At 48.9% G+C, this 14,181-nt stretch carries 9 protein-coding genes and 2 riboswitches; of the genes, 8 read left to right on the top strand and 1 reads right to left on the bottom strand.

The annotated features are described in order from the left end of the window. Positions 1-26: 26 nt before the first annotated feature. The 4 genes from AC58QO_RS30900 (at position 27) to AC58QO_RS30885 (ending at position 4,810) form a co-directional block, all read left to right on the top strand. A complete protein-coding gene (locus tag AC58QO_RS30900) occupies positions 27-1,532 on the top strand; it encodes a spore germination protein (RefSeq protein ID WP_497272389.1) in 1,506 nt (501 codons plus the stop codon). Positions 1,533-1,545: 13 nt separating this feature from the next. Then, on the top strand, positions 1,546-2,625 hold the full coding sequence (locus AC58QO_RS30895; protein ID WP_497272387.1) for a GerAB/ArcD/ProY family transporter: 1,080 nt from the start codon (positions 1,546-1,548) through the stop codon (positions 2,623-2,625). Beyond that, positions 2,618-3,724, top strand: a complete 1,107-nt coding sequence (locus AC58QO_RS30890; RefSeq protein ID WP_497272385.1) for a Ger(x)C family spore germination protein — start codon at positions 2,618-2,620, stop codon at positions 3,722-3,724. Before AC58QO_RS30895 ends, AC58QO_RS30890 begins: the two co-directional genes overlap by 8 nt. Positions 3,725-3,823: 99 nt before the next feature. Next, positions 3,824-4,810 (top strand): Gfo/Idh/MocA family protein, encoded by a 987-nt coding sequence (locus AC58QO_RS30885; RefSeq protein ID WP_497272511.1) that lies wholly within the window; start codon positions 3,824-3,826, stop codon positions 4,808-4,810. Between the two features lie 187 nt (positions 4,811-4,997). On the opposite strand, the gene AC58QO_RS30880 is transcribed toward AC58QO_RS30885, so the two are convergent. Next, a complete protein-coding gene (locus AC58QO_RS30880) occupies positions 4,998-6,341 on the bottom strand; it encodes an APC family permease (protein WP_497272383.1) in 1,344 nt (447 codons plus the stop codon). Positions 6,342-6,431: 90 nt separating this feature from the next. Next, positions 6,432-6,536: riboswitch (guanidine-I (ykkC/yxkD leader) on the bottom strand. A 190-nt stretch (positions 6,537-6,726) separates the two neighbouring features. Continuing rightward, positions 6,727-6,825, top strand: a riboswitch (guanidine-I (ykkC/yxkD leader). Between the two features lie 69 nt (positions 6,826-6,894). Here AC58QO_RS30880 and AC58QO_RS30875 point away from each other — a divergent pair. The 4 genes from AC58QO_RS30875 to atzF are packed head-to-tail and all read left to right on the top strand — an operon-like array spanning position 6,895 to position 13,792. Further along, positions 6,895-7,614, top strand: coding sequence for an urea amidolyase associated protein UAAP1 (locus AC58QO_RS30875; protein WP_497272381.1), 720 nt, complete (start codon positions 6,895-6,897; stop codon positions 7,612-7,614). Positions 7,615-7,645: 31 nt separating this feature from the next. Beyond that, positions 7,646-8,296, top strand: a complete 651-nt coding sequence (locus AC58QO_RS30870) for an urea amidolyase associated protein UAAP2 (protein ID WP_497272379.1) — start codon at positions 7,646-7,648, stop codon at positions 8,294-8,296. 28 nt (positions 8,297-8,324) lie between these two features. Further along, a complete protein-coding gene (uca, locus tag AC58QO_RS30865) occupies positions 8,325-11,948 on the top strand; it encodes an urea carboxylase (RefSeq protein WP_497272377.1) in 3,624 nt (1,207 codons plus the stop codon). Positions 11,949-11,965: 17 nt separating this feature from the next. Then, on the top strand, positions 11,966-13,792 hold the full coding sequence (atzF, locus tag AC58QO_RS30860; RefSeq protein ID WP_497272375.1) for an allophanate hydrolase: 1,827 nt from the start codon (positions 11,966-11,968) through the stop codon (positions 13,790-13,792). The last annotated feature ends 389 nt before the right edge of the window (positions 13,793-14,181 follow it).

Here is a 14,181-nt window from a genome sequence, read left to right as displayed (position 1 = left end):
AAAGCTCTAGGTGGAGGGGATCGTGCATGGCCGTATGGGATCGTTTATTATTTTCCTTTTCGCGGAAAACAGAAAGGGAGCCTAAGCGGTTTGAGATACCTGCTCTAGATGACCTGACCGACAATAATGAGCCGTTGTCATTAGCTCATATCCTATACCAATTTGAGGATTGCATCGATGTGTTTCATCGAAACATGCCGAATATCCAAGTTGATATTATCTATTTTCCGCATCTCATTGATCACGTGCAATTGTCTCGGGAAGTGTTAGATCCCTTATCTAATGTGCAAACAGATGATCTAAGCTCCATTTTGGAACAGTCTCAATTTGAAGTATCGGATGACCCTAAGAAGATCGTCGTGGGAATCTTATCTGGGCAAGTGGCTATTTTTCATAATGAGAAGGTGTATCTCGTCTTTCTGTATGGGCCTCAAGCAAGGAGCGTGGAACAGTCCGAAACCGAGACCGTTATTACCGGGCCGCATGATTCGTTTACAGAAACGGCGGGCACGAATCTCTCCTTAGTTCGAAGACGGGTAAAAAGCTCCCATTTGAAAGTGATCAAACTAGAAGTGGGTGAAGTCACCAAAACCGTCGTATTCGTCCTGTATCTCAAAGGCATTGTGAACATGGATCTGGTTGACGAGTTTGTTCGCCGTATTCGAGGGATCGAGGTTGACGCGATCTATGATGGCAATATGTTCACACAGCACATCGATGATGTGCCGAATTCGTTATTTCCACAATTCTTACTAACGGAGCGCCCGGATACCGCAGTTTCCAAATTAATTTCAGGCAAGATTCTAGCCATCATCGATGGAAGTCCGGCAGTGGTGAGCGGTCCGACGGCCTTCTTCGACTTTTTCTCCTCCGCGGATGATTATTATCAGAGATGGACGATTGGAACCGCCACAAGGCTGCTTCGATTTATCGCTTTCGTGATGGCCATATCTTTTACAGCTATTTATGTATCGGTGACTACGTATCATTATGAAATGATCCCAGAGGCTTTGCTATTAACTTTGAGAGAGTCGCGAAGCAGGGTACCCTTCCCTCCTGTGTATGAAGCGATGCTGATGGAAATTACAATCGAGCTATTGCGGGAAGCCGGGGCGCGTCTGCCGACCAAAATCGGGCAAACCATCGGTATCGTAGGCGGTATCGTAATTGGACAAGCGGCTGTTCAAGCGGGGCTCACAAGTAACATTCTCATCATTGCCGTTGCCTCGTCCGCAATAGCGTCATTCGTTATTCCTAGTTATGTGATGAGTGCTTCGATTCGTCTTATTCGTTTCGGTTTAATTCTGCTGGCAGGTATTTGGGGGAACTTCGGGCTCATGATGGGGATCAGCTACATTGTGATCCATCTTTGTGGATTAACAAGTTTGGGTACTTCCTATATCACACCAGTTGCACCTGCGAAATGGAGTGATTGGAGGGATGTTTTCATCCGAGGCCCATTCTCCATACTGACATCACGACCTAATCAAGTGAAAACGGCGAATTCCACGAAGAATAAAATGAGAAAATAAGGATGATCCGAGCGTGAAAGAGAAGCTGAACAGTTTCCACATCTTCATTTTAATTCCAATGATACAGATTGGTGTCGGTATCTTTGCCTTGCCTCGGGTTGCTGCTGAATATTTTGGCTATAACGGTTGGCTTATGCTTTTCATCATCGCGGGTGTAGTTGCGTTTAATATATATTTGATGTGGATCGTGTGGAAGATGGGAAAAGGGGAAAGTATATACGCCATTTTTGAAAGGTATCTACCGAAGTGGATCATTTATCCTTTGTATGTCATCATGTCGCTTGCATGGTCATTATCAGCGAGTTTGGTCACTAAGATCTATGTACTGATTTTCCAAGTGACGGCATTCCCTACAACAAATCCGATGGTTTTCATGTTTGCGATGAGTCTCCTGGCGTATGTGTTAGTTATCAAAGGCATCTACACGATTGCGAAGGCAAGTACGGTCTTCTTCTATTTAGTAATGTGGATGATGTTCTTGGAGCTTACCTTTATGAATGACTTGAAGTTATCGAGATACACCCATTATGTATTCAAGGAAGGGAAAGAATTCTGGAAAGGTGGGTTGAACCTGTATGGCTCATTTCAAGGGTATGAATTCAGTTTACTTTTATTTCCCTTTATTCAGCCTAAGACGAGATTTTTCACGGCTGTACAACTGGGCAATGTACTTACCTTCTTGTTTTATTTGAGCGTAACTGTTATTTGCTTTGGATTTTATAGTTTGCAGCAACTTAAGCTTATTATGTTTCCTTTCCTCGATCTACTCGCTTACGTTAAATTTCCGTTTATGGAGAGAGTGGAGAATGTGCTTTTTGGTTTTTTTGTATTCACTGTCATTATTACAATTGTGATGTATCACTGGGCTGCAAGCATGAACATGCAACAGATTTTCAAGCATACGAAAGCGAACAAAATAACCTTGTATGTCATGATTACGACCTATCTGATCTCGTTTATTCCAAGTGTCTTGGATGAGGCGGGCAAATGGTTGTTTTTTATCGGGTATATCAACATTAGTCTGTCCTTTGGCTTGCCGATCTGTTTAATTGGTATTCTTTCTATTCAAAGGTGGCGAAAACAGCTTGCTTAAGATTCGGTTTGGATGCCTGATGATTAGCGTGTTGCTCCTACTTTTAGGTTGTGGTAATGATCAACGCATTCTGGAGAAAATCGGTTTGACCCATACGATAGGCTTTGATTTAATGCCAGGGGATATGCTCAAGGTCACAAACAGTATCCCGCTTTCTTCTACCGATTCCAAAGGAGCGAGGGAGGTATTGACAACCATTTCGCACAGCAGTAAAAGCGCAAAGGTTGACCTCTCCAGACAAACACAGTTAGTTCTGGTTAGTGGACAGCTGCGCAATGTCATGTTCGGGCTAACGTTAGCTCAGCGAGGCTTCTGGGACGATATCGATACCTTAGTGAGAGATCCTTCGATCTCACCACGTGTTAAAGTCACGGTTGTGGACGGGGAAGCCCATGGTATCTTGAAGAAAAAATACACCAACTTCTTGCAAACAGGACAGTATATTGATCGTATGCTGGAAACGGAATCGCAGGCTCAGACCGTTCCGAAAGTTACCTTATATGATTTCACAAGAGATTATTATGACGATGGCATTGATCCTGTTGCTCCCATTATTAAAGATGGCGGAGATCATGTCGAAATCGAGGGAATTGCCCTTTTTCGGGACGAACGGTATCGATTGAAGATCGATACGAAAAAATCGCTTTATTTCGCCATGCTTCGCGGGGATTTCAAGTTGGGTTCGTTACCGCTGCTTCTAAATAAAGAAAATGAAGCCAAGGAGCTTGTGCTATTTGACGCACTCATTAGCAAAAGGCATGTCAAAGCATCTCGATCGGGATCTGGCTCATTTAGGGTGGATTTTGATATATCACTAAACGGAGCTATTCTGGAGTATGTCGGAGATTTGAAAATCAGTAAGGAAGAGGACCGGCATACACTCGAATCCAAAATTTCAGATAGAATTAGCGAACAGATGGAAATGATGCTGAAGGAGATGCAGAAGCATAACGTGGATAGTATCGGGTTGGGTGGCGCTATTAAGGGTATCGTTTCTTATAAAGAATGGAAGGCCATGGACTGGCGCGAGGTATACCCTGAAGTCGAGATTCATTGTCAAACCAAAGTGAAAATCAAGCATTATGGGAAGCTGCAGTAAGTTCGAAGCTAGTAGAGCAACAAGGCAATTGAATTCGGAGGTTGAATTTGATAGGGTATAGGTCACAGACTATAGCAAGGTGAAGGAGTCATGGGGAAAATGATACGTTTTGCAGTTATTGGTACGAACTGGATCACAGAGGAATTCATACATGCGGCGCTTGAAACAGGAGAGTTCGAGTTGACGGCTGTATACTCCCGCACGGAAGAAAAGGCAGCGGAATTCGCAGAGAAATTCAATGTGGAGAATCGCTTCACAGATTTGACTACTTTTGCGCAGAGTGATGCGTTTGATGCTGTATATATAGCGAGCCCTAACTCGCTGCATGCGCAGTATGCGGTTCATTGCATGAAGCATGGCAAGCATGTGATTTGTGAAAAGCCTGCGGCTTCCAATAGTACGGAGCTTGCTGCAATGATTGATGCTGCGCGCAATCATCAGGTTGTGTTTATGGAAGCGTTGAAATCAACGCTCATGCCTAATTTTAAAGTCGTTCAAGAGAATTTACATAAGCTTGGGAAAGTAAGGCGTTATTTTGCGAGTTATTGCCAATATTCATCCAGATATGATGCTTACAAGCAGGGAACCGTGTTAAATGCGTTCAATCCTATTTTTTCAAATGGCTCGATGATGGATTTAGGTGTTTATTGTATTTATCCGTTGGTTGTCTTGTTTGGCGCACCAGAGAAAGTACAGGCGAGTGCAGTGATGCTAGAATCAGGCGTCGATGGCGAGGGCAGCCTGTTGCTGAGCTACGAAGAGATGGATGCTGTGATTCAGCATTCCAAAATCGCCAGCTCCTACCTGCCTGCTGAGATTCAAGGTGAGCTAGCGACCATGGTCATTGATAAAATTAACCAACCGGAGAAGGTGCAAATCCGTTACCGCGACGGCTCCGTCGAGGATTTGACGCAGGAGCAGAGCGCGAGAACCATGCGCTACGAGGCGGAGGAATTCAGTCGGTTGATCAAGCAAGGCGAGCTGGAATCTGCGACGAACTCGCATGCCAATTCCAGCGCTGCCATGGCGATCATGGATGAGGCGCGGAGACAGATCGGGCTGGTGTTCCCGGCGGATCGGAAGTAGGGGAAGGGACGGCGGTGCGGAAGCGCGGGGAGTAGAGCGAAACCCGAAACCCGAAACCCGAAACCCGAAACCACCTGTCCAGCTGCGCTTCAAACAAGTAAAGAATCATGCTTCCCGAGTTGAGCAGCGACACATAGCCTCACAAAAGAAGAACCTGAGGAAATCCTCAGGTTCTTCTGGTTCTACGCTAGTTTAGTGGAGTGGAGCGAGTTGCCCGCATGCCGACTGCGGCCTCTTTGGTTTGAGCGGCACGCTTTTGAACCAGGTGATAGACAACCCCGATTAATAGCCACGTTCCGCCCATCCATAAAGCGTCCTTATCCAGCAGTGACAGCAGATAGCCGATGAATCCAGCGCCAAGCAATGGAAGCACGAGATACAGGAACGTTTGCTTCGGCGAACGTTGGCGTTCTTTCATGTACTTTTGTGCAATAACGGATACGTTAACGAAGAAGAAGGCGGTCAGGGCGCCGAAATTAACGAATTTCACGGCATTATCCAGGGAGATCACGAGAGCGAGCAGGGAGACGACACTAACGATCACGATGTTGATGACTGGTGTGTTGAACTTCGGATGAAGGAATGCGAATACCCGTTTAGGGAGTACGTTATCTCGCCCCAACACAAAGAGGAGGCGCGACACGCTGGTAACCGACGATAACCCTTGGGTGAAGATCGCAAGAATCAAAACGGTGAGGAACACAGAGCTCAGTGCTGCCCCGCCTACCATTTTAACAATTTCAAAGCCGGCAGAGTCGATGTTTACGAAAGTCAGATGCGGATACACGAGCTGTGTTAGAAAAGATGGCACTAAATAGAGAATACTGGCTACGATGATGATGATCATGATGGCTCGCGGAATGGTTTTCTCGGAATTAATGGTTTCCTCTGCCATTGTCGTAACCGTATCAAAGCCTAAGAAGGAGAAGCAGATAATAGAAGCACCAGCGAGAATCGTAGAGAAAGGCACATCCGTTTGCAGAAACGGCCCAAGCGGGTTAATCTCACCAACGCCAGATAAGTTTCGGAATAGGAAGAAGCAAAACACAGCAATAAACACAATTTGAATCCAGACGAACAATTTGCTGATATTCGCGGAAAACTTGATGCCAATGATATTAATGAGGCCGAGGACGATATTAAGTCCGATAATCCACACGTAAGCGGGAATGGATGGGAATTGAGCATGCAGATAAATGCCGAAGGTTAGGCACGCGATGATGGGAGAGAAGAAGTAGTCCAGGAGGAGCGCCCACCCCACAAGAAAGCCGAGATAGGGATGGATGCTTTTTTTGGTGTAGGTGTAGGCTGAACCGGAAGTCGGAAACACCTTTGACATCACACCATAGCTATACGCGGTGAAGAAGATGGCGATGAAGGCCAGAAGGTAGGCTTGCGTTAGCATTCCATGTGCATTCTCATACGCAATCCCATAGATGGAGAAATAAATCATCGGTGTCATCCAGGCGAGCCCCATGTAGACAACTTGGAAAAGGCTTAGTGATTTACGTAGTGTGACTTCTTTGGTCATAGCGGAAACACTCCTCATCAGTAATTGGCTGTTGTGAACTCGGGAGCGGGTTATATGCAAAAAAGCCAAGGGGATATCTAACGTGCAGATATCTCCCGGGCTTTTATCCCTCCGTGAACACAGTCTTTAGCTGTGCGTCTCCTCTTGGTCCAGACCGGAAACAATGCCGCCCGCGGAACCCTAGAAAACTTTGTATGTGATGTTTCATAACTTATATGTAAGGATGTTAACCATTTCATCAATGATGTTAGATATTTGTTGTTTGTGTAAGTTAATATAACACATTATTAGGGCTGTGAGAAGTATTTTATGCCGATTAGCTAAAATAGTTAGAAGTTATTGACACATATCATCAACGATGTTATGTTTAGTAACACAAACGAATACGATTGTTTACTAGGGTTCCGCCGTTACGTTACGGGCTGGTCCGAGAGTAAACCACTCTTGTGAGAGAGTGACACGGAAGGATAAAAACCTGGGAGATATCACCAAGACAATGGGTCTTGTGATGTCTCCCTTTTTGTTTAAGAAAAAAGCGAAGGAGAGCGATAGCATGGGGAACATTTGGAGCAAAGATATCGGGCCAGGGGATAAATGGTCAGGGACGATTGGCAAAGGAAAGTTGATTCGTTTGACTGCGCTGGAAGCGGGCGCGAATGTGTCGATCCAGTTGTACCACGCGAAGGATCTGACGGAGCGCTACAATATGCCAGATACATTGAAGGCGCAGCACACCGCTCATTTAACCCGAGGGAATGTGCTGATGAGCGATAACGGTCGTGCGATGGTGAGTATCGTGGAAGACAGCCTAGGCTGGCATGATCCACTTAGCGGATACACAAGCCGTGCGGCGACAGATGCCAAGTACGGGTCAACGAACTATCAGGAGCTACGCAATGATTGGCTGCGGAGCGGTCAAGAGAACTTTGCAGTTGAACTGGTTCGTAATGGCCTAAGCATGCGGGATATGATGCCAGTGGTGAATCTATTCTCCAAAGTCGTCGTGGATGATAACGGGGATATGCGGCTCAGCTTAGATCACTGTCCAGCAGGGGCAACGGTCACGCTAAGGACGGAGCTAGATACATTAGTAGTCCTGTCCAACACGCCGAACCCGCTTGATCCGAGAGAGAGTTACCCTTCCGTACCTGTCAAAATCGAAGTGCTCGCAGCATCGCCTGTTAATGAAGATGATTTTTGCTTGAATTATCGCCCGGAGAATCGCCGAGCTTTTGAAAATACATGGGAATACCACACACTGTTAGGTTCTTAATAGAAAAGACAATGCGGAGGAGGCAGGAAGTATGGCTGTATTTAATCGAGTAGAAAGCCCTCGTCAAGTGGAGGATGCCATATATAGTGAAGTGATTCAGGCGGGAGATGGCTGGATGCGTGTCCTGAAGCCAGGACAAGTGATGCGCATCGTGGATCTGGAAGGCAATCAGGCGGCAGACACGTTGTTCTATGATGCGGAGAATCCGGAGGATCACTACAGTGCGGTGGCGACAATCACAGGTCAAAGCAACATCTACTTGAGCACGGGTTCTATTCTGAGAGCAGAGTCAGGTAAAGAATTGTTGAAAATCGTAGCTGACACCTGCGGTCGTCATGATACAGTTGGCGGCTCGTGCTCGGCACAAAGCAATACCGTACGTTACTCACACGATAAGCTGTCGATGCACAATTGTCGCGATACGTTCATGCTGCAATTAGCTGGGCAAGACGGTGTGTATACGAAGCGCGATCTGGCGCCGAACATTAATTTCTTCATGAATGTACCTGTGACACCCGATGGTGGTCTGAAATTCGATGATGGTGTATCCGCACCAGGATGTTATGTTGAAATGCAGTCCATTGGCAGCAGCATGGCACTGATCAGCAATTGTCCACAGCTTAACAATCCATGTAATGCCTATAACCCGACACCGATTCAGGTGCTCATCTGGGATAAATAACGAACATACACATGAAGGAGTGGTTACGATGTTTACAAAAGTGCTAATTGCGAATCGTGGCGCGATTGCGGTACGTATTGAGCGTACATTACGCAAATTGGGAGTTCAATCCGTTGCTGTGTATACGGCGGCAGATCAAGATAGTTTACATGTGGATGGAGCCGATGAAGCAGTTCTGATCGGTGAGGGGCCGGCGAAGTCGAGTTATTTGAATACGGAGCTGATCCTGCAAACAGCGCTCGAAACCGGTGCGCAAGCGATCCATCCTGGTTATGGCTTCTTGAGTGAGAATGCGGATTTTGCCCGCGCTTGTCGCGAACATGGCATTGTATTTATCGGACCTACGCCGGAGCAAATGGAAATGTTCGGACTGAAGCATTCCGCACGTGAGATTGCCGAACGTGCAGGTGTGCCGATGCTGCCAGGCACTCCGTTAATCACGGAGCTGGAGGAAGCTTTAACGGAAGCAAAACGCATAGGCTATCCAGTTATTCTGAAAAGCACAGCAGGCGGCGGCGGTATCGGCATGCGTGTGTGCGCAGACGAAGCGACGCTGAGAGCGGCTTATGATGGCGTACGCCATTTGGCCGAAACGAATTTCAAGAACGGGGGCATGTTCCTCGAGAAATATATTGCCCGTGCGCGCCACGTTGAGGTGCAAATTTTCGGCAACTCCTTGGGTGAAGTTGTAACGCTCGGTGAGCGCGATTGCTCTATTCAACGCCGTAACCAAAAAGTCATTGAAGAGAGTCCAGCTCCGAACCTTTCGGACGAAGTGCGTGAGGCGATGTTTGCTTCGGCCAAACGTTTGGCTGCAGAAGTAGGTTACCGCAGTGCGGGAACGGTGGAATATCTCTATGATCCAGAAACGTGTGAGTTCTACTTCTTGGAAGTCAATACACGTCTTCAAGTAGAGCATGGCGTGACGGAGGAAGTGCTGGGCGTTGACCTCGTGGAGTGGATGGTGCGTGAAGCGGCATTGGAGCTGAATGATCTGCAATCCTTGATCCGCCAGCCGCAAGGCCACAGTATCCAAGCACGGATTTACGCAGAGGATTGCCTTCAACAGTTCCGTCCGAGTGCAGGGCAGTTGGATCGCGCCGTTTTCTCAAGCAGTGCTCGCAACGAAACGTGGGTCAGAGATGGTCTGACCGTAACGACACTATATGACCCGATGTTGGCTAAAATCATTGTTCACGGCAAGGACCGCTTAGACGCGATCCATAAATTAGTGGAAGCGCTGGCTGAAACGCGCATGTACGGTTTAACGACGAATCTGCAGTATGTACGTGCACTTCTGCAAGAAGAGGCTTGCCTGAGCGGCAATGTATATACGCAGCTGCTTAACACTTTTGAACCTACGGAAAGAGCACTTGAAGTCGTCGATGGCGGTATTCAAACGACTGTGCAAGACTTCCCGGGTCGTATTCGCCATTGGGATGTAGGGGTGCCGCCTTGCGGACCGATGGATCCCTTGTCGTTCCGCATCGGGAATAAATTGCTAGGCAATGCTGACGATGCGCCTGGTCTTGAAATGACTTTACGTGGCGGTTCTTACAAGTTCCGCAGCGACATGTGGTTCTGCGTAACAGGTGCGGATATGCAAGCGGAGCTCGACGGAGAGGCGGTTGCTACGTACCGTCCTGTGTTTGCTGCACGCGGGCAAGTGCTGAGCTTCGGCGAGGCCAAAGAAGGCATGCGCACGTATTTGCTCATCGGAGGCGGACTCGATATGCCGAAGATTCTGGGCAGCTCGGCCACGTTTACGTTGGGCGGCTTCGGGGGGCACGGCGGTCGTGCGCTGCGCACGGGCGATGTGCTTGGGGTTAATGAAGGCAGCGAGATGTTAAGTGGTGAGGCGACTGAGCTTGCTATCGAACATCGCCCAGGGATGACACGCGAGTGGACGATTGGAGTCGTGCCTGGACCGCATTGTACAGGTGAGTTTTTGCGCACAGAGTATTTGGATCAACTGACAAAAACGAGCTGGGAAGTGCATTTTAACTCCTCGCGGACGGGGGTTCGTTTGAAAGGGCCTGCTCCGTTATGGACACGTGAAGATGGTGGGGAAGCGGGACTTCACCCTTCTAATATTCACGATAATGCCTACGCAATTGGGACGCTAGATTTGACCGGCGATATGCCGATTCTTCTTGGACCTGACGGGCCGAGTCTTGGTGGCTTCGTGTGTCCAGTGACGACGGCATCAGCTGAGTTCTGGAAACTGGGTCAGCTGCACCCTGGCGACACGATCCGTTTCCACCTGCTGACGCTGCCAGAAGCGGAAGCGCTGCGTGATCTGCAAGAGAGCAACCTGCGTGCGATTGGCGAGGGTCATTTTGACCAATTGCTACACGTGCAGTTGCCTGCTGTGAATGAAGAGATTACACCGGAATATCCACGACTTTTCCATGAAGTGGAGAACCGCCGATTCCCAATTACCATCCGCTGCTGCGGGGACCAAAACTTGCTCGTTGAATACGGTGAGCTAGAGCTGGATTTGCTGCTTCGCTTCCAAGTGCAGGCGTTGATGCAGGCCATTGTCGAAAGTGGTTCGATTCCGGTACTCGATTTGACGCCAGGTATTCGCTCTTTGCAAATTCATATTGATCCATCGCAAATTACGGTGACAGAGGCTTGTAAAAAGGTAGTTGAGATCGACGCTGCTCTTCCTCCATTAGAACAGTTCCGTGTACCTTCGCGTATTGTGCGCTTGCCATTATCATGGGATGACCCGGCTACCCAGCTGGCGATTCAACGTTATCAACAGGGAGTGCGTCCGGATGCGCCTTGGTGCCCGAGCAACCTTGAATTCATTCAACGAATTAACGGACTAGACACGATAGATGAAGTTAAAAAAATCGTATATGAAGCCAACTACCTCGTTCTGGGGTTAGGGGATGTGTATTTGGGGGCTCCTGTGGCAACGCCGGTTGATCCTCGTCATCGTCTAGTAACTACGAAATACAACCCTGCGCGTACATGGACACCGGAGAATGCTGTTGGTATCGGTGGAGCTTACATGTGTGTGTATGGGATGGAAGGTCCAGGCGGATATCAATTCGTAGGGCGTACTATCCAAATGTGGAATCGTCTGCGCTCAACGGAGAGCTTTCATGCGGGCAAGCCTTGGTTGTTGAGATTTTTTGACCAAATCCAATTCTATGAAGTGAGCGCGGAAGAGTTGCTTCAACTGCGTGAGGATTTCCCTCGCGGTCGTTATGAGGCTGACATTCAAGAGACGACGTTTGATTTAGGTGAATATTTACAATTCTTAAGTTCTATAGAAGAAAGTGCGGATATCTTCCGTACTGAGCAGCGCGTAGCGTTCAATGAGGAACGTGAAAGCTGGAAAGCGAAAGGGCTTGCTGAATATGTCTCCGAGCAGGAGACAGGTGATGCTGCGCCGGAAGATGAGTTGCCTGCAGGGACTGTTGCTGTGCGTGGTATTATGCCGGGCAGTGTGTGGAAAGTACTCGTGTCCCCAGGCGAACAAGTGAAGAAAGGCGACCAACTCGCGATTCTCGAAAGTATGAAAATGGAATTCCCGCAGCACGCGCCTTGTGATGGCTATGTTTCGATGATTGGTGTGAAGCCAGGCGATCAGGTGCATGCAGGTCAATTAATTCTGGGTATTGCACAATCTGCGTAAGGGAGAGGTGAAGGGTTATGGGAGTTCGTTTGGAAAAAGAGTTAACCATATCTTATTTGCGTGAAAAGTATGAAACGGGCGCATTATCTCCACAGGAGGTCATGACCATCATAGTAGAGCGTTCCGCAGCGGATGCTGACATGAACATTTGGATTACACCGCCGTCGATGGATGTGATCCAGCCGTACTTGGATCGATTGTCATCTCTTTCTATAGCCGATGCACCGTTGTGGGGGATTCCCTTCGCGATAAAAGATAACATTGATCTAGCTGGCGTGCCTACAACGGCAGGCTGTGCGGAATATGCGTTTACCCCGGAGGAGCATGCGGGTGTGGTGGAAAGATTAATTGCTGCAGGCGCTATTCCTGTAGGCAAAACGAATCTGGATCAGTTCGCGACGGGTTTAGTCGGCGCTCGCAGTCCTTACGGAGACGCGCATAACGCACTGCGTCCCGAGCTGATCAGCGGCGGCTCGAGCTCAGGCTCAGCCGTTAGCGTGGCCCGTGGCCAAGTGGTCTTCTCACTTGGTACGGATACAGCGGGCTCCGGCCGTGTGCCGGCAGCGCTGAATCGCCTAGTCGGCTACAAGCCGAGTCTCGGCGCGTGGCCGACCCTTGGGGTCGTTCCCGCCTGTGCGAGCCTCGACTGTGTCACGGTCTTCGCGCATACGCTAGCGGATGCGCTTATCGTAGACAGCGTGGCGCGCGGTGTCCACGCGGAAGATCCTTGGTCCCGCAGCGTGGTGCGGAAACCAGCGGGATTGCCTGCTCGCGTTCTCCTGCCTCAAGGTGAACTGGGCTTCTATGGGCCTTACGCTGATGAGTATCGTGCAGCGTGGAAAGAAGCTGTTGACTATGTATATGAAGTTAGTCTTCGTGAGGGCATCGAAGTTGTAGAGGTGGACGTAACCTTATTTGCGCAAGCTGCGGCGATTTTATATGAAGGACCTTGGGTGGCAGAACGCTGGGCTGATATAGGGCCGTTTATTGAAGCTAATCCAGGTGTAGCTTATCCGGTGACGGAGAAGATATTGCGCTCTGGTTCTGCTACTGAGTATGATGCAGCCTCGGTATTTGTTGCGATGCATAAGCTCCAAAGGTATAAATTGGAAGCTAGAAAGCTGTTGCAGGATGCGGTGCTTGTCATGCCGACCTGCGGAGGTACATGGACACGCGAGCAGGTGCTTGCGGACCCGATCAGCACGAATCGCGATATGGGGCGCTATACAAACCATTGCAACCTGCTGGATTTGTGCGCGGTTGCTGTGCCTGCGGGCGATGCGGCTCCGGAGACGCCTTTTGGGATTACGCTATTTGCTGTAGCGGAAGAGGAAGGGTTGATTTGTGGGGCGGCGGAGTTGTTCGTGGCTGGCGCTAGTGATGGTGCGAAGGCGGAGGTTGCTGCCGCGAGTGTGGGTGCGAGTGCAAAGGCGAGTTCAAGTGCGGATGGCGCCGGTGCTGCGCAAACGACGCTGGTAGCGGTTTGCGGGCTGCACATGCGTGGCTACCCGCTGGAGAAACAGATGCAAGGCTGTGGAGCGCGGTTCATCCGGGAGGATGAATCCGCTGCGAAGTACAGCCTTGTGAAGCTGCCAACATCCCCTGCGAAGCCGGGGATGATCAAGCAACAGCAGGGTGGCGCGGCCATCCAGCTGGAGATCTGGGAGATGCCGCTCGAGGCATTCGGCGGCTTTGCTGCAGCGATCCCGGCTCCGCTCGGGATCGGCAAGGTTGAGCTCCGGGACGGCACGGAAGTCCCGGGCTTCGTGTGCGAAGCTTACGCGGCCGTGGGCGCGGAAGATGTTACGGCGTTGCGCAGCTGGCGCAACGTGGTGCCTTTGTAGTAATTGTAATAGGAACTTAATAGAGACGACTGTTCCTTTATATCTTGAAGGGGCAGTCGTCTTCTTTTAACTTTTTTGCGAATGAGGGTTGCAATGCATTTATATCCATGGTATATTGCTAGTCCGCCATTCTTTTCGAGAGAAGTTTCTTGTGGAATGGGGATGTAGATTGACTGAGAAAAAGAAACAAAAAAAACACTTGCAATTAAAAAGTGTACATGGTACATTACTTCTCGCTGCTTCGGTAACACGGCAGAGAGTGCATGGAATATTGATCTTTGAAAACTGAACAACGAGTGAGTAAGCACGAACGAGAAATCGTTCAAAAAAAGAGATTGCAAAATCTCGCTAGCAACGCAAATGAGCAATTAAGCTTTCAAATAGGACGA

The sequence above is a fragment of the Paenibacillus sp. J31R30 genome (assembly GCF_059692115.1).
Note: the sequence above shows the minus strand (reverse complement) of the source record. Positions and strands in the feature narration are given on the sequence as shown.

What these genes read in the sequence shown, in the direction of transcription:
- AC58QO_RS30900 (WP_497272389.1), top strand. Translation starts at nt 27, where the DNA reads ATGGCCGTATGGGATCGTTTATTATTTTCCTTTTCGCGGAAAACAGAA.
- AC58QO_RS30885 (WP_497272511.1), top strand. Translation starts at nt 3,824, where the DNA reads ATGATACGTTTTGCAGTTATTGGTACGAACTGGATCACAGAGGAATTC.
- AC58QO_RS30880 (WP_497272383.1), bottom strand. Translation starts at nt 6,341, where the DNA reads ATGACCAAAGAAGTCACACTACGTAAATCACTAAGCCTTTTCCAAGTT.
- AC58QO_RS30875 (WP_497272381.1), top strand. Translation starts at nt 6,895, where the DNA reads ATGGGGAACATTTGGAGCAAAGATATCGGGCCAGGGGATAAATGGTCA.
- AC58QO_RS30870 (WP_497272379.1), top strand. Translation starts at nt 7,646, where the DNA reads ATGGCTGTATTTAATCGAGTAGAAAGCCCTCGTCAAGTGGAGGATGCC.
- uca (WP_497272377.1), top strand. Translation starts at nt 8,325, where the DNA reads ATGTTTACAAAAGTGCTAATTGCGAATCGTGGCGCGATTGCGGTACGT.
- atzF (WP_497272375.1), top strand. Translation starts at nt 11,966, where the DNA reads ATGGGAGTTCGTTTGGAAAAAGAGTTAACCATATCTTATTTGCGTGAA.